12 protein-coding genes are annotated in these 16,057 nt (G+C 62.7%); 3 read left to right on the top strand and 9 right to left on the bottom strand.

Annotated features, from left to right (window positions below; genetic code table 11):
* Positions 1–94: 94 nt before the first annotated feature.
* From NDI56_RS17315 to NDI56_RS17300, 4 genes are all read right to left on the bottom strand, one after another.
* Entirely contained in the window at positions 95–1,216 is a 1,122-nt protein-coding gene (locus NDI56_RS17315) for an ABC transporter substrate-binding protein (RefSeq protein ID WP_310920942.1), read from the bottom strand.
* A gap of 309 nt (positions 1,217–1,525) precedes the next feature.
* Positions 1,526–3,013 carry an N-acyl-D-amino-acid deacylase family protein gene (locus NDI56_RS17310; protein WP_310920941.1) on the bottom strand — a complete coding sequence of 496 codons (1,488 nt, stop codon included), beginning with the start codon at positions 3,011–3,013 and terminating at the stop codon, positions 1,526–1,528.
* Positions 3,014–3,204: 191 nt separating this feature from the next.
* Complete coding sequence (locus NDI56_RS17305) at positions 3,205–4,389, bottom strand: MFS transporter (RefSeq protein ID WP_310920940.1); 1,185 nt, start codon at positions 4,387–4,389, stop codon at positions 3,205–3,207.
* Positions 4,390–4,402: 13 nt separating this feature from the next.
* Positions 4,403–5,704 carry an amidohydrolase family protein gene (locus NDI56_RS17300; RefSeq protein WP_310920939.1) on the bottom strand — a complete coding sequence of 434 codons (1,302 nt, stop codon included), beginning with the start codon at positions 5,702–5,704 and terminating at the stop codon, positions 4,403–4,405.
* 271 nt (positions 5,705–5,975) lie between these two features.
* Here NDI56_RS17300 and NDI56_RS17295 point away from each other — a divergent pair, with 271 nt between their 5' ends.
* Entirely contained in the window at positions 5,976–7,283 is a 1,308-nt protein-coding gene (locus tag NDI56_RS17295; RefSeq protein ID WP_310920937.1) for an amidohydrolase family protein, read from the top strand.
* Between the two features lie 46 nt (positions 7,284–7,329).
* Here the strand turns inward: NDI56_RS17295 and NDI56_RS17290 are convergent, their stop codons facing one another.
* Together NDI56_RS17290 and NDI56_RS17285 are read right to left on the bottom strand one after the other, a co-directional pair.
* Positions 7,330–7,794, bottom strand: a complete 465-nt coding sequence (locus NDI56_RS17290) for a nucleoside deaminase (RefSeq protein ID WP_310920936.1) — start codon at positions 7,792–7,794, stop codon at positions 7,330–7,332.
* 230 nt (positions 7,795–8,024) lie between these two features.
* Positions 8,025–8,405 carry a hypothetical protein gene (locus NDI56_RS17285; RefSeq protein ID WP_310920935.1) on the bottom strand — a complete coding sequence of 127 codons (381 nt, stop codon included), beginning with the start codon at positions 8,403–8,405 and terminating at the stop codon, positions 8,025–8,027.
* 260 nt (positions 8,406–8,665) lie between these two features.
* Here NDI56_RS17285 and NDI56_RS17280 point away from each other — a divergent pair, with 260 nt between their 5' ends.
* Both NDI56_RS17280 and NDI56_RS17275 read left to right on the top strand, forming a co-directional pair.
* Positions 8,666–10,171: an amidase gene (locus NDI56_RS17280; RefSeq protein WP_310920934.1), complete on the top strand. Its 1,506-nt coding sequence runs from the start codon at positions 8,666–8,668 to the stop codon at positions 10,169–10,171.
* 216 nt (positions 10,172–10,387) lie between these two features.
* Entirely contained in the window at positions 10,388–11,650 is a 1,263-nt protein-coding gene (locus tag NDI56_RS17275; protein ID WP_310920933.1) for an MFS transporter, read from the top strand.
* A 78-nt stretch (positions 11,651–11,728) separates the two neighbouring features.
* Here the strand turns inward: NDI56_RS17275 and NDI56_RS17270 are convergent, their stop codons facing one another.
* The 3 genes from NDI56_RS17270 to ggt all read right to left on the bottom strand — a co-directional run bounded on the left by NDI56_RS17270 (position 11,729) and on the right by ggt (position 15,583).
* Positions 11,729–12,487, bottom strand: coding sequence for an IclR family transcriptional regulator (locus NDI56_RS17270; RefSeq protein WP_310920932.1), 759 nt, complete (start codon positions 12,485–12,487; stop codon positions 11,729–11,731).
* Positions 12,488–12,731: 244 nt separating this feature from the next.
* Positions 12,732–13,628 carry an HpcH/HpaI aldolase/citrate lyase family protein gene (locus tag NDI56_RS17265; protein ID WP_310920931.1) on the bottom strand — a complete coding sequence of 299 codons (897 nt, stop codon included), beginning with the start codon at positions 13,626–13,628 and terminating at the stop codon, positions 12,732–12,734.
* Positions 13,629–13,945: 317 nt separating this feature from the next.
* On the bottom strand, positions 13,946–15,583 hold the full coding sequence (gene ggt, locus NDI56_RS17260) for a gamma-glutamyltransferase (RefSeq protein ID WP_310920930.1): 1,638 nt from the start codon (positions 15,581–15,583) through the stop codon (positions 13,946–13,948).
* Between the last annotated feature and the right edge of the window lie 474 nt (positions 15,584–16,057).

Genomic DNA, 16,057 nt, shown 5'->3' with positions numbered 1-16,057 from the left:
CGTCTTTCGATTCGTTCGATTCGTCCGGTTGTTTACCGAGTCTTCTAGTTCGCTTGACATTTTGGCTTGGATAGACAGGCGTTCAATGGATTCCTTATGCACCCATCACTTCGGTGTACAGGTCACTGGTCCGCTGTCGGACTTCTTCCGACAGCGGCCGCCGTTCGGACAACTCCCAGTCGTCGTCGTATCGGGCCAGTTCCGCGAGCTCCGGATCGTCCTCGATATCCGCGATTATATCGAACGCGTCCGCGTGCGAGGAGATCGCGTAAGACTCGTTCCACAGTATCTCGACACTCTCTCGCGACATGGAGAAGTCGGTGAACATCGCGCCCGCCACCGGGTTCGGTGCCCCTTTCGGAACGACCTGCTGGTCGATCGAGAACAGCGTCCCTTCCTCAGGAACGGTGTATCGTATCGCGGAGTCGTGCGTATCGTGACCCTGCAGGGCGGAGTTCGTCGGCGTCGCACCGACGACTGCGTTCTCGCTCGCGAGCAGCTGTTGGGCCGTGTCGTGGTTCTGGTAGTAGGCCTCGTTCAGGTCCTTCTGTTGGATGAGCACCTCTCGCAGTTCGTCCCAGTCGGACGGGTTGTGCGGATCCTGGCCGGTGTACAGCGCGGCGGTCTGCATCAGGATGTAATCCCGGTCCCACATGAGGATGTTGCCGGCGAGGTCTTCGTCCCAGAAGACATCGAACGAGCTCGGTGGGCTGTCGAAGTAGTCGTCACGGTAGGCGATGACCGGCATCGCGACGATAACGTTTGGCAGCCCGTACACACCGCCCTCGTCCGCGTACGTACTCTCGGTCACCTCCTTGTACTGGTCTGCCACGTTTTCGTAGTTGGGCATCATGTCTATCGGGAGCGGTTCCGCGAGGTCGTTCGCCATCATCCGCTGGGTGTACTCCCCCGTGGACCCGATGGAGTCGATCGAGTGACTGCTCTGGATCTGCGCGTAGAACTGCCCGGGATTGTTGTAAGAGTCGAGGTTCGCGTTCTCTACCCCGGGGTACTCCTCCATGAACCGCTCGGTGATGACGTCCCGCCATCCCGTGTACCAGTTCCAGACGTTGATCTCGTTTTCGTACTCCGCCGGCGGCCACTCTTCGATGTCTGCGATGTTCAGGGAGTTCGCTCCGGATCCGCCTCCACCGCAACCCGCTATTCCGCCGATCAATGCCGCTGCGCTAGTACCGAGTAGCTCTCTGCGTTTCACAACATCCCGAACGAGGTGGACTACTATATAACTTTAATATATATGCCTCCAGCGTGTACTAGGTGTGTTAATGTATTGCTCCTACTCTTAGTTCACTATATTTGTACAGATTCTGGCCAGCAAACCTGAGTTTGCACACATTTCTTTGCCGGCTATATTCTAGTTGACACTCTATCCGCTAATCCAACTCCGACCGCCGTACCGGGTCGGTCGAATTGCCGGCTAGCACCTCACCGGGCCACTCTGGCGACACTGGTGACTCGTGAGTGCCAGTACCCCGGTTCGATGGGCGGAGCCACACCGAGAGACTCACGCGCGGATAACCGAACCCGGGAGCGAACCGGTGATGGCCTCCTCACGGACTACGAACGAGCCGTTCACCAGTACGTGTTCGATGCCATCGGGATACTGTCGGGGCTGTTCGAACGTCGCGTTCGAACGGACCGCCACCGGATCGAACACCAGGAGGTCGGCGTCCATCCCGGGCCGAACGAGCCCTTTAGTCTGCATCCCCATCGCTCGGGCCGGGAGCGCAGTCATCATCTGGACGGCAGCTTCCAGCGGGAGCAGATTTTCGTCTCTGACGTAGTGGCCGAGGACTCGTGGATAGGTGCCGTACGTCCGTGGATGCGGGTTCCCACCGAGCAGTCCGTCAGTGGCGATACACGCGCCGCCGTACTGCAGAATGGACCGAACGTCGTCCTCGTGTAACATGTAGGTTATCTTTCCGACTTCGAGCCGTTCCTCGACGAGGAGGTCCATGATCGCCGTCTCGGGTGTGGTCCCGCGCTCGCGTGCGATGGCGGCTATGGTCTCGCCGATGGCGGCCTGGTTCCGCGTACTCGCGACGCTCGTCACGACGACGCGGTCCCAGTCATCGAGGCGCGCCTCGAGATGGGCTCGGATTCTCGCACGGTCTGCCTCCGTCTGGAGCGATTCGATTACCCCCTCCGGTCCGTCCGCGTGCACCCAGGCGGGAAGCACCTCTCCGAGCTTCGTCGACCCCGCCGTGTACGGGTACTGATCGGCGGTGATATCGACGCCTCGCTCGCGGGCCGACTTGAGCACGCCGATCGCTCGCCGAGCTTTGCCGTGCTGTGGTGCGAAAGCGAGCTTGAAGTGCGACAGGTGGAGCGGAATCGATTCCCTGGACCCTATCCGGATGAACTCCTCGAGGGCCTCCCAGATATCCACGGATTCGTTCCGTATGTGAGCGACGAACGGGCGGTCGAACGCAGCCAGCTCTCGGGCGAGCCGTCGGACCTCGCCAGTGGTCGCGTGTACCTGTGGTGGATACACCAACCCTGTGGAAAACCCGATCGCCCCGTCTTCGAGCGCACCGGCGACGAGGGCTGCCATCTCCTCGAGTTCGGCCGGGGTCGGTTCCCGGTCTGTCATGCCCAGCGTCTCGTACCGGACCGTGCCATGACCGACAAGCGTCGCGACGTTCGGGCCGCAGCTGTTCGCCTCGATAGCGTCCAGGTACGCTCCCAGGCACCCCCACTCCCAGTCGTCGTCCAGTCGCCCGTTCATACCGCTCAAGTGGTCTTCCCACTCCCCCGTCTTGTCACGGGAGAGCGGGCCAGCAGAGAACCCGTCCTGGCCGACTATTTCGGTCGTAATACCCTGTCGGACCTTCGGTTCCAGCACCGGGTCGGCGAACACCTCGAGGTCTGAGTGCGAGTGGGTGTCGATAAATCCCGGACAGAGAACCGAGCCGTCGGCGTCGACAGTTTCGGTCGCATCCGGGGCCGTCTGTGACTGCCGACCGACCTGGGTTATCGTCCCGTCTTCCATCGTGACCCATCCACGAAACCACGGAGCGCCGGTTCCATCAACGATTCGCGAATTTTCAATTAATACGTCCATTCATACGTGATATATATGCACATTCGCAAAAGTATTACTATAAATCTTGGACGCTACGACTGCGGACCGAAGGAGAGCAGTCGAACTAGTCCGCTCGGGAGCGCTGTCGTTCGGGGTGCTCACTCTGACGGGTCTACGCCGCCGTTCTTCGGAAGTATCGAGTCGACGAGCAACAGAGAGAGCGCACAGACCAGTATCGCGGCTATCAGGCCGATAGTCTGGTGCCACCCGTATCTGAGGGCGAACACGCCGGTGACGGCACTCCCTGATGAGCCGAGGACGTTCGCGAGCGTGTTCATGACGCCATAGCCAGTGCCCCGCTCGCCACGCGTAAAGAGCTCCATCAGTTTCGACGTCAGCGTCGACCCCCACCCGGACCCGACGCCGACGAACGCCACGCCGACCGACACGAGTAGCGGGGTGGTCGAGACGAACAACAGCGCGAACCCGATGATAGAGACGCCGAGACACGCACTCAACACCGGCGTTCGGCCGAGGCGTTCGGAGAGTCGACCGAACACCGGATTGGATACCGCAGTGAGAGCGAAAAACGCGCTGAGTGCGACGGCCGCGGTTCTCGGCGAGACGTCCGTCGTGCCGAGCAGCATCGTCGGAAAAAACGACGCGATAGCCTGAAAGACGAAGTACATCGACGCCCCGAACAGCGTCAGCAAGAGCACGCGGCCGGCGAGTACCTGTTCGAGGCCGGCCCGGATATCGCTGCGACGGTCGTCGGAACTCACCCGCGGGACAGAATCGACCTCGACGTAGATGCCGACAAAGATCGGCAGGGCCAACGTCGCACCGGACAGCATGACGATTCGCCAGCCGTAGAGCGCTCCCAACGTGACGGCAAGCAGCGGGGCGAGGAGTCCAGCGGCCGACGACCCCAGCGTTATCACGCCGAGCTTGCCGCCCATCGTCTCGAAGGTCTTGCCGATGTAGGTCGCCGAGGATATCAACAGCGCTCCGGTCCCCGAACCCAGAACGACAAGGGCACCGAGGAAAATCGGAAACGTGGGTGCAACAAACAGCAACGAACTCCCCAGGAAAATGAGCGAGACCGATGCCAGCAGAACGAACCGCTCACCGACCAGGTCGGCCAACACACCGCCGATAAACTGGACGGCTGCGAACGCGAACCACATCGCGCTCAGTGCGATGCCGACCGTCGCAGTCGTCACGTCGAAACTCGCGGTTATCTCCGGCACGAGCGGACCGATAGCGTATTTCGATGCGCCGCCTGCGAGCGACGCGGCCGTCAGGATACCGACAAGCGAGGCTGTGTCCTGCGTGGTTTCCATCGGAGCGGTCCGGTCAGATGTCTTCCTTGCTGAAATCGACCGCTCCGATATCATTGGACAGAATCTGGGCGTCGCGGCTCGTCCGGGCGATGACCTGCCCGTCTTTCATCACGAGCGTCCGCGGTGCGATAGTTCGGATCGCGTCGAAGGCGGACGGCGAGTCGTACACGACGACGGACCCTTCCGTACCTTCGGTCAACGTCGATTCCCGGGGATTCAAGCCGAAGATTTCCGCGTTGTTCCGGAGGAGCATGTTCCAGAGCTGTGTCTCGTCGCCCAGCCGGTTCTTGTGAGCGAAGTGTGCCAGGAAGTACAGGACCTTGAGGGGATCGCCGTCCCCGTACGGGTTCGCCGAATCCCCGATATCGTCGTGGCCGATACCCACGGTCACACCTGCATCGGCCAGTTCGTCGAGACGAGTGAAGCCGCGGCGTTTGGGGTAGTCGTCGTATCGCCCCTGGAGGACTGAATTCGAGAGCGGATTCGTGATGACGCTCACACCGCTTTCGGCCAACAACCGCGAGAGCTTATCCGCGTAGGCGTTCGGGTACGAGTGCATCGCCGTAACGTGACTCGCCGTCGTTCGGTCGCCGATGCCACGCTCCATGGCTTCGGTCGCCAGCACCTCGGTGTACCTCGAGTTGGGGTCGTCAGTCTCGTCGATGTGGAGGTCGACAAGCAGGTCGTGTTCCGTCGCCAGGTCCAGGGCGGCCCTGGTGTGTTCGACACCGTACTCCCGGGTGTCCTCGCGGTGTGGCCACCCTCCGACGACGTCGATGCCCATATCTAGCAGCGTCTCGAACTGGCTGAACTTCTCCTCGTCCCGTATGTACCCCCTATCCGGAACCCCGACGAGCTGGAGGTCGACGATATCGCTGTACTCTTCTTTGATTTCGAGCATCGCTTCCGCGGCTGTGAACGGCCCCTCTTTCGAGGCGGTCAGCGAGAGGTGACTGCGGACCCGGGTCACACCGTAGGAGACAAACCAGTTCAGCACCCGTCGCGCGTTCTTCTTCACGACCTCTTCCGTCCGGTGAACGCTGTTCTTTTCGCCCGTTTGCCAGGCCTGTTCGAGCGTCCCGACGTCGTTCGTGTGTGGATTCCCCTCCGAGAGCGCGTTGAACAGGTGGGTGTGTGACTCAGTTACGGTCGGCGTGACCAGATTGCCGTCGACGTCGTATCTATCCGCTGGGTCGTATGCACTCGCGTCCCCTTCCCCGGCGGGGACGACCCTGTCGATGACGCCATCCTGTATTTCGATATCTATCGAGTCTCCACCAACAGTTGTACAATTCTGAAGTATAGAATCGGACATCAACTAGCAATTACGGCTAATGTTTAAATAATCTACGATTACTGCAATGCAACCGGTATTATCACGTGAAGATGATATCGCTCGTGTCTGCCCGCCGCACCTCCCGGCTCGACTCCGCCGTGGTGTGCCCGAGTGCCCATCGCTGCTCCGGCCCGTGAGTGGAGTCAAATTTTCGCGGCTATTCCTTAATATACGAATATAAATTAGCGCACTGGGGAAATATTTGGCGTATTCAGCGGGTTATTTTTGTACACTTTAGCTGTTGTACGGTGTGTCCGAATACATCGTCACCGACGCCAACGTGATCGGTCCCTCTGGCGAGCGCGAGAACAACGTCGATATCGAAATCCGGAACGGACGTATCGACAGGGTCGTCCGGGCCGGCGACGGCGACCCCGACGCGTTCGACCACGACCAGCGATTCGACGCCGCCGGGCGTCTCGTTACCCCGCCGCTGATAGAATCGCACACGCACCTCTACGCCGCGTTGACTGCCGGCGTCCCCAACTGGAACGGGACCGGGACGCTGGAGGAAGGCTGGCGGCTCTGGAACGACACGAAAGAGGACCTCACGAAACAGAATTACAAAGACCGCGCGAAGAAGGTCGCTCGATGGTTCGCGGCGAACGGCGTCACGCGTGTTCGGACCCACCTCGACGTCAACTCGGACGAGCGCTCCGAGGTCGGTCTCGAAGCCATGCTGGAGGTCAGGGAGGAACTGGCCGGCTTCGTCGACATCCAGATTGTGGCGTTTCCGATGGGCTGTCTCTACACGGGAGGCGAGGAGAAATTGACGCGGTTCGAAGCGGCGATGGAACGCGGCCTCGACATCGTCGGCGGCATCCCCCACAGAGAGCACATCACCGAAGACGGCAACGCACACGTCAGGACGGTGTTAGACACGGCTGAGAAATACGACGCGCAAGCCGACCTCCACATCGACGAGACCGACGACCCGCAGTCCCGCTACACCGGCGTCCTGGCCAGCGAGGCGCTGAAACGCGGCCTCGGGGAGAGAGTGACCGCCAGCCACGCCACGGCCTTGCATTCGTACGCGAACGCCTACGCCGACAAGCTCGTCCGGATTATCGGGGAGAGCGGGATGAACGTCGTCACGAATCCGATGGCGAACGCGGTCCTGCAGGGCCGCTACGACGACTTCCCCCGTCGCCGCGGCCACACGCGAATCGAAGCCCTCCGGGACCAGGGGGTCGCCGTCGGTATCGGTCAGGACGACATCGTCGACCACTTCCACAGCTACGGCGACGGCGACCCGCTGAAGGCCGCGTTCGTGCTCGTCCACCTCGCCCACATGAACGGGGACGAAGACACCGCGACGCTGTGGAACATGCTTCTCGAAGGGAACGCGGCGGTGTTCGGTGTCAACGACTACGGTATCGAGGCCGGCAATGAGGGCTCGCTGGTCGTGTACGACGCGACCGACCCGTTCGACGCGCTTCGAACCCAGCCCGTGCGACCTCTGGTGCTCCGGGACGGCAACCCCATCGCGGAGTCAAGTCGCACCAGTACTGTCTACGAGCACGGGATGGACAAGACGGTCGACTTCGGCCGTCGTTGACACTTCGTCGATTCGCCCGCCCTTGGCGAGTGTCTGTTCGCCCCGGTCAGAACGCTTCGTGAACCGCTTCGCCTTCCGTCTGCAGCACGGGACCGATAACCTCTATATCGGCGTCGAGCCTGTCGAACACTTCGTCGGATGGAATCCCGCCGGTGCCGCCGCCTCGGAGCTCCGAGGCACGCTCGCCGGAGACGCTGTAGACGACAGCCCCGAGGCCGGCGTAGGCCATCCCCGTCGAACACATCGGGCACGGTTCGGTGCTCGTGTACATGACGGCTTCTCTGGCCGTCTCCTCGTCGAGTTCCTGCGCCGCTCGTCTCGCGAGCGTCAACTCCGGATGGAGCGACAGGTCGTCGTCAGTCACCTCGCGGTTCGTCTCTTCCATTATGATTTCGCCGTCGACGACGAGCAGTGAGCCGTACGGGCCGTCGCCACGCTCGCCGGCAATGCGGGCGAGGTCACAGGCGCGGTCGGTGAACTTCTCGTGGTCTAACGCCTCGATATCAACCATTGTCCACTCTACTCCACGGTGAGCGTTGGTTTAGTGTGTTCGCTCGCGGCCATATTGCCCGAACACACCGACGCGTTTCGGTCGCGCCACCGGCAGGTGATGTCGTGGGCTCAGTGACCCGCAGGGTACACACCGTCTGTGACGAGTCTTCCCCGTCTGGGATGCCGACTGCTGTGTTCGCGGGCTCAGAGGCAGGTGACCACCACCGTCTGCGTGCGGGAGAAAGCGACCTAGAGCTCTATCTGTTCGTCGTCGACGACGAACGCGATCTCCTCTTCAAAGTCAATCATTTCGTCAAGTTTGTCGGCCGCCTCCTGTGCGCTCTCGGTCGAATGGGCCTCGATGAGGTCTTCGACCGTCTCGAACTCGTGTATCTCCAGGGAGTCGTACTCGGTGTCCTCCGGGTCGACCGGGATGGTCTCGCTCTCGTCGTAGTACTCCATATCGTCCGGAATCGCGTCCTCGTCGTCCGGGTCGACCTGTACCGAGAGCGAGTAGTCGTTCCCGGGGAGGCTCGCGTTGTGCGGCCCGTGGACTGTCCGAAGATACTCGATGAGTTCGTCGCGGCTGACACCTTCCGTCGGCTTCTTTAGCAGGACTAGTTTGACCACAGCAGTTGGTCAATCCCACACAATATATAGATTAGGGTTACAAACGTCCGTTATTACAATAACACTCGAACGTTTATTCAATTCTGGCCGCAACCGGATATCCCGGGAGACACGGTATGCACTCCGACACCGTAGGGCGGGACAGACGGAACCGGGACGCGACAGAGACAGCACGAACTCTCGAACAAATATCCTGTATTTCCAAACGTATATGGCGCATTTCACCGATATATGTGACAGTACGGGAAATCTATTACAGAATGTCGTATCCATCATCTATCGTCGAGGCGACTATCGGGGAGCTACACGCCGCGATGCGACGCGGTGAACTCACGAGTGAGAGTATCGTCGACCAGTACATCGAGCGAATCGGGGCCTACGACCGGGACGGACCGCGGATAAACAGCGTCGTCACGGTCAACCCCGCAGCGAGGGACCGGGCCGCGGAGCTCGACCAGCGGTTCGCCGAAAGCGGGCTCTGTGGCCCGCTCCACGGGATACCCGTTCTCGTCAAGGACCAGGTCTCCACGGCGGGCCTCGTGACGACGTTCGGCTCGGAAGCGTTCGCCGACTACGTCCCGGCCGAGGACGCGACTATCGTCCGGCGCTTGAAAGAGGCCGGCGCGGTTATCCTCGCGAAAACGAACCTCCCGGACTGGGCCGCGGGCTTCGTGGGATACTCGTCCGTGCTCGGCCAGACGAAGAACCCCTACGATCTAGACCGAGACTCGGGGGGCTCCAGTGCAGGCACCGGGGCCGGCGTCGCTGCTAACCTCGGTGCGGTCGGCATCGGTGAGGACACTGGCGGCTCTATTCGCGTCCCCGCATCGTGCTGTAACCTCTACGGCCTTCGGCCGACGACCGGGCTGGTGAGTCGCGCGGGGCTGTCTCCGCTGGTAACGCGACAGGACACCCCCGGACCGATGGCACGGACAGTCGAGGACCTCGCCCGCGTACTGGACGTGATAGCCGGGTTCGATAGACGCGACGAGCGGACGGGGGCCGCGCGGTTCGGCGGTTCCCCCGGGTCCTGCGTGTCGGCCATCGATGGCACCGGCCTCGACGGGGCCCGACTCGGCGTCGTTCGTGACGTGTTCGGGAGCGACGCTGACCCGACTGCAGCGCCGGTGACGTCGGTCGTCGAAACGGCACTGTCGACGATGTCGGAGGCGGGTGCCGAGCTGGTCGACCCGGTCGGTATCCCGGGGCTACAGGAGCGTCTCGACACCAGTTCGCTGCACGCTTTGCAGCCAAAGCGTGATATCGACGCGTTTCTCGCCGGTCTGGAGCGCCCTCCCGTCGATTCCGTCGCGGAACTCCACCGGAAGGGGGCGTACCACGAGGGGTTAGAGCTGTTCGAGACTATCGCCGCCGCCCCGGAGGACCCGACTACGGTCCCGGACTACTGGGAAAGGGTCGCCGCCCAGGAGTCGCTTCGGGAGACACTCGTCTATCTGCTGGCCGACCGCGACCTCGATGCCCTCGTGTTCCCGGACGTGCAGGTCGTCCCGCCCCGGCACGCCGAGCTGCGGAGCGGCGACCTGACCCGTGCGGACTACCCGGTCAACACCGTCATCTCCTCGCAGTCCTCCTGTCCAGGCATCTCGATGCCCGCAGGGTTCACCGACGACGGCCTCCCCGTCGGCGTCGAGCTACTCGGCGCGCCCCACAGCGAAGCGACGCTCGTCGGGATGGCCGCCGCCTACGAGCGTCGGGCTCAAACGCGGCGCCCGCCCGCCACGGCCCCGCCGCTTGGACCCGACTGACGGTACCGTCGGCGGACTGGCAGCGACGAACGGGCGATTCAGCCCCCCTCGGGCACGTTCCTCCGGTGTCGCCCCGCTCGCCGCGATGGGGTCGGACCGGCGTCGCCGTCCGGTCGGTGTCCCTGTGACAGCACGCGGCGACTCTTCGCCGCGGCATATCTACCGTTGCAGAAAAGACTAAGCCTGCCGACACTCGTAGCATCGCGTATCCCAGTGATGGAAGAAAACGCACGCTCAGTCGTCTTATTCACCAGTGTCTCTCACGCGATAGTTCACACGTTCGAGCTCTCGATTCCGATTTTGGTCGTCATCTGGCTCCTCGAGTTCTCCGTCTCGACAGCGATGCTCGGGCTCGTCGTGGCTCTCGGGTACGCGCTGTTCGGTATCGGAGCACTGCCCGGCGGCGTGTTGGCTGACCGGTACGGTTCCCGGACCCTGATCCTGTTCTGTCTCGTCGGCATGGCGCTGTCGTTTCTGCTCTTGAGCGTCGCCAGCGGCATCGTGACCATCGCAATCGCGCTCGCGGCGTGGGGACTCGCGGCGAGCGTGTATCACCCGTCGGGCCTCTCCCTCATCTCGACCGGCGTCGAGAACCGAGGCACGGCTTTCGCGTACCACGGCATGGCGGGGAACCTCGGAATCGCGTTCGGCCCGTTGCTCACTGCGCTCTTGTTGCTGAACTTCGACTGGCGGGTCGTCACGAGGCTGCTGGTTGTGCCCGCAGTAGTGGCCGTCCTGTACGCGCTGGCGACCGATTTCGACGAGACGGCGGCGGTCAGCGTCGACGGGGGGACCGACGAGCGGCCGTCGATGTCGCTCTCGGGGTTCGTCGCCGATAGCCGAGCACTGTTTACCGTCGGGTTCACGCTGGCCATGTTCGTCGTGATGATGAACGGGCTGTTCTATCGGGGGGCCCTGACTTTCCTCCCGGACGTACTCGGCGGTCTTCTCCCACCGGTCACCGAGTACGCCCGAATGTTCGACGCCGGCAGCCCGGTCGCAGAGCAGTTCAACCTGGCGTCGTATCTCTACGTCGGGCTGCTCACAGTCGGTGTCGGCGGCCAGTACGTCGGCGGAAAGGTCTCGGACCGAGTGGAGCCGACAACCGCACTGGCTGTCGTCTTCGGGAGCCTCGCCGTCGTCGCTGTCGGGTTCGTCCCGACCGCGAGGCTCGGGATGCCGGCCCTGGTGGCGGTGAGCGCCGGGCTCGGCTTTCTCCTGTTTGCCTTACAGCCGCTGTATCAGGCGACGATCGCCGAGCAGTCGCCGCCCGACGAACGGGGCCTGTCCTACGGCTACACCTATCTCGTTTCCTTCGGAATCGGAGCCGCCGGCGCAGCGGTCTCGGGAGCCCTCCTGTCGGTGTTCACCCCGGCGACGACGTTCGGGGTACTGGCGGTCTTTCCGGTCCTCGGTGTCGGATTCTCGCTCTTGATCGGGCGAGGCGGGGACACGCAACCACGTGCCGACTCCGTCTGAAGCGGAGTCGCCGTGGGGGTCGGTTCCAACGTCGACGTGGGCGGCCGGTCGGGGCGGCGACGGCTCGAACGCACGTCGTCAGCCGATCCAGGAGTGTTTCTCCGTCGCGAACGACCGCTCACTCGTCCACTCCGATCGCAGCCGTTTCTCGACCTGCTGTCGCAACGTGACAGTCGCTTCAGTAATCCGCTGGAGATGCTGCTCCCGCTGCCTCTCGGTGAGTAACACACCCACGCTCCCGTGGCCGTACCCGTCGTCGTCACGGATGGGCGTCGCGACGCAGCTGACCGCGACCCCTCGTGACAGCGGGCCGATAGCGTACGCGTTCTCGGCTAGCTCCCGGTCGATCGCCGCGAGGTCGTATTCGGTTTCGCGGTCGGCCGGGGCCGCTCGCTCGCTGGAGAGACGGAGGACGAGGCCCAGTATCGACTCCGTCAGTGGGAACGACGTACCGACCTCGGTGTCGAGTCGAGGCGGCACGTCGTAGGTGGCGACGATTACACAGTCGGTGCCGGCTTCCTGACACAGCACCACCCCGACGTCCAGTTGTTCAGCCAACCCGGTGAGGAGGCCGTCTGCGTACCGATAGAGCTGTGCGTTGGCTCGTGCCCTGAGTCCGACCGAGAGCAGTTTCGGCGACAACCGGTAGCCGTCGCTGGTCTTGGTCACGTATCCCATCTCCCGGAGCGTACTGAGGTGGTTGTGAACGATTCCTTTAGTCATCTCTAGATCCGCCGCCAGCTGTGACACTCCGATATGATCATCGCGGCTGAGCCGTTCTACTATCTCAAACGTTCTGGCGCTCGTCTTCACCCGTCTGTTCGCCTCATAGGCCATGGGATAGATTACCATAGCAACTGCATAGTCAGTGGCGGTAGCGTCATTTTCCGCCATCCGTTTGCGAGCGTAGAACGGCACCACAGGCCCGCCGGTAAACGGGTGGTATCGCGGATTCGTCGCCCACTGGGTCCGCTCGCCGCTCATCGACGAACCAGTGTGCGAGTCACCTGGTAGCCGATTTCACTGTGCTGTTGGCTTCGTGAGGGCACGTTCGAGAGAATAGAACAGCTATCGAGACGAACTACAGCAGGCCTGCTGCCTTCGCTTTCGAGAGAATCTGCTCGCCTATTCGGTACATCTCTTCGTCGATGACCTTCCCGTCGATAGCCGCGACGTCGTTCTCGTCAGCCGCCTCGTACTGCTGGACGATGCGGTGGGCTCGGTGCGCTTCTTCGATAGTCGGCGAGAACACGCTGTTGGCGGCCTCGACCTGGTCCGGGTGAATGACAACCTTTCCGTCGTACCCCAGCGCGCGCTCGGCTCGACACGCCTCGTAGAACCCCTCCGAATCGTCTGCATCGGTGTATGGGCCGCCGATCGCGAGCAGACCGGCGCTCGCTGCAGCGTGTGAGATACGGGAGAGCGGATAGTGCCAGTAGTGTCCGGGATACTCTATCGCCCCGTGTGCAGCACCAATCGAGGCGGCGTAGTCCGCCGGCCCGAACATCATCGCAGTGAGCCGTTGGCTGGCGTGTGCGATATCCATCACCGCGTTCATCCCCGTCGCCGTTTCAATCTGTGCGCGGAGTGTGACCGAACCGACGGGCAGTCCGGTGTTGGTTTCGACGCTCTGGACGAGGTTCGCCACGGTCTCGAGGTCCGCCGGCGTCGTGACCTTCGGAACGATGATACAGTCGATTTCGCTGCCGACGGCGGTGAGCACCTCGATGATATCTTCGTACCACCACCGCGTGTCGGTCCCGTTGATCCGGTAGCCAAGGCCCGTGTCGGTCCACTCTTCGTCCTCGACTATCGAGATGATATCCGCCCTCGCCGACTCTTTTTCCCCGGGGGCCAGCGAATCTTCGAGATCGAGGAAGATTTCGTCGGCCTCCGTGTTCAGCGCATTGGAGACCAGTTGCTTCTCGTTGCCCGGTATACCTAACTGTGACCGATACAGCGGATTCGTCTTGTGCATATGGCCCGTGATGGGCTACAAGGATAAACCTGCTAGGATAGTTCGCAATTTTTCGAAACGAACGGTCATCCAACTGCCCGGCTATCCAGACTACCGGCATCTCACCGCCGTGGAGGGGGAGACAGCTCGCTCCACGTCGAAGCCACATCCGCTCCGGCGCGCGGTCACTCTCGGTGAGTGGACTCCGGCGTTCCGAGGACGGTCAGACCGTGCTCTTTGAAACACAGTTACTCTGTTTCAGGACGGGATTAACTCGTTCCACGACGACTGACGCCACGCTCCGAGAACGGCGACGGCCGACAGTCGTCCCGGCGGGTTCAATAGCCGATAGCCGCTCCGTCGCCGCGGGGGTCCGACCCGCCCGACAGTGTCCCGTCGTCGTGCACCCGAATCGCCTGAGCGTGCCCCATCGCCGCGTCGAATTCACGCGCCAGCGCGGTGGTGTGACCGCGCTCCTCCAGACCGTCGACGACGCGGTCGCCGATGCGCTTTTCGAGGGATAGCGACCGCGACGACGTTCCCCACGTTCGGCCGTACAACCATCTCGGTGCCTCGATCGCTTGCTGGACGTCGTAGCCGTAATCTACGATACGAGACACCAGTGCAGCTTGCGTCTGGGGTTGGCCTTCCCCGCCCATCGTCCCGTACGTAAGCCAGGGGTCACCGTCCTTCGTCAACAGCCCCGGAATGAGCGTGTGGAACGGTAGCTTCCCCGGTTCCAGCGCGTTGACGCTGGCGGGGTCGAGCGAGAAGTACGCCCCTCGGTTCTGGGGGATGATGCCGGTGTCACCGGCGACGACACCCGCTCCGAAGTCGAAGTAAATCGACTGTATCACGGACACGGCCAGCCCGTCGTCGTCGACGACAGTGAAATAACAGGTGTCACCACCGGGGGAATCAGTAGCCCGGCTGTGACCGTCGTGGTGAACGCCCGACTCCAGGTCAGACGACACGGCGGTCTCCGCCGAAATCAGGGCCCGTCGCTCGTCCAAGTAGCCGTCCGCGAGCAACTCCGCTATCGGGATGTCGACCGTCGCGGGGTCGGTCACCCACGCGTCCCGGTCGGCGAACGCGACCTTCGTCGCTTCGACCATGTGATGGTAGTAGTCCGTCGTCCCGTCGCCCCAGGAGGGGACGTCGAACCCGTCGAGGAGCCCGAGAATCTGGAGGGCGGTCACCCCCTGTGTGTTCGGGGGGAGCGCGTAGGCCGTGTGGTCGCGATACGACACCGATATCGGGTCGACCCACGCCGCGCTGTACGCCGCGAAATCACTCGGGTCGAGTGGCGACTCCGGTCCGAGGCTCTCACAGAACTCCGTCGCGAGCCGCCCCTCGTAGAACCCCTCCCGCGGCCCCCTGTTCGCGACGACCCGCAGTGAATCGGCCAGTTCAGTTTGCACGAGTCGGTGACCGGCTGCCGGCGGCTCTCCGCCCGGCAGATACGTCGATGCCGCCCGGGTGTCGGCGCCGAGCACGTCCCGGTCCCGGCGCATCCAGCCGGCCAGTTTCTCGGTCACCGGGACGCCGTCGTCAGCAGCGCCGATGGCATCCTCGAACAGTCGCTCCCAGCTGAGGCGACCGTACGCCTCGTGGGCCAGTCGCCACCCGTCGACCGCGCCGGGAACCGTGAGCGCACCGCCGGGGCCGCGTTCGGGAATCTCGTCCGCACCGTCGTAGAACGACTGGGTCGCGCTGGCAGCGGCCGGTCCGCTGGCGTTGATCGCGCGAACATCGCTGTCCGGTGAAGCGATAAGCCAGAACCCGTCGCCGCCCAACCCTGCCATGTGGGGGTACGCCACGGCGAGGACGGCGTTGATTCCGATGGCCGCGTCGACCGCGCTCCCGCCGGCGCGCAGAACTGCGAGACCGGCGCTACTGGCCAGGGAGTGTGGCGCGGCGACCAACGCGTTCGACACTCGCGTCGGCGGACGGCCCGTCTCGGTGGTATCGTACATTCGGCTGCCGCTACCTATGGTTAGTGTTGGCATATACTGTCGGATACGCGGAAAACTTGCCAGCGGCCTGTGCTCGTTCAGCGGGCGATACCGTCTTCAGTTGCACCGTAATATCACTATCAGACACAGTATATATTTCTGATATTCTGGCTGTCTAGTCCCCTCGAAAAGCCGTCGGCGATTGGGTACAGAAGGCCGATTGACGGCCAGTCAGCGGCAGCGCTCCGACGCAGGTCGTGGTCGCCGAAACAGCGGTCCGGATCAACGGCCGACAGCTCTGTCTGTACGCCGCCGCGAGTCGACAGACAGACGAGCCCCCACTGGAGGTGTTTTCAACACCTACACTCGCCCCTGCTACATCTTTCTCAAAGCACTGCGGGAAAAATCCGATCTCGAAACCGCCGCCTTTCCGGTCTATGGCGCGATGCGTTCCCAGACTCCGATTCGACGACCCGGGCTCCGATTTCGGACAGA

Source organism: Halomicroarcula saliterrae (assembly GCF_031624395.1).
Taxonomy (GTDB): Archaea; Halobacteriota; Halobacteria; order Halobacteriales; family Haloarculaceae; genus Haloarcula; species Haloarcula saliterrae.
The sequence above is the reverse complement of the archived record's forward strand: the minus strand, read 5'-3'. Positions and strand labels throughout refer to the sequence as shown.

What these genes read in the sequence shown, in the direction of transcription:
- NDI56_RS17290 (WP_310920936.1), bottom strand. Translation starts at nt 7,794, where the DNA reads ATGGTTGATATCGAGGCGTTAGACCACGAGAAGTTCACCGACCGCGCC.
- NDI56_RS17305 (WP_310920940.1), bottom strand. Translation starts at nt 4,389, where the DNA reads ATGGAAACCACGCAGGACACAGCCTCGCTTGTCGGTATCCTGACGGCC.
- NDI56_RS17270 (WP_310920932.1), bottom strand. Translation starts at nt 12,487, where the DNA reads ATGGCCTATGAGGCGAACAGACGGGTGAAGACGAGCGCCAGAACGTTT.
- NDI56_RS17280 (WP_310920934.1), top strand. Translation starts at nt 8,666, where the DNA reads ATGTCGTATCCATCATCTATCGTCGAGGCGACTATCGGGGAGCTACAC.
- NDI56_RS17265 (WP_310920931.1), bottom strand. Translation starts at nt 13,628, where the DNA reads ATGCACAAGACGAATCCGCTGTATCGGTCACAGTTAGGTATACCGGGC.
- NDI56_RS17310 (WP_310920941.1), bottom strand. Translation starts at nt 3,013, where the DNA reads ATGGAAGACGGGACGATAACCCAGGTCGGTCGGCAGTCACAGACGGCC.
- NDI56_RS17275 (WP_310920933.1), top strand. Translation starts at nt 10,388, where the DNA reads ATGGAAGAAAACGCACGCTCAGTCGTCTTATTCACCAGTGTCTCTCAC.
- ggt (WP_310920930.1), bottom strand. Translation starts at nt 15,583, where the DNA reads ATGTACGATACCACCGAGACGGGCCGTCCGCCGACGCGAGTGTCGAAC.
- NDI56_RS17300 (WP_310920939.1), bottom strand. Translation starts at nt 5,704, where the DNA reads ATGTCCGATTCTATACTTCAGAATTGTACAACTGTTGGTGGAGACTCG.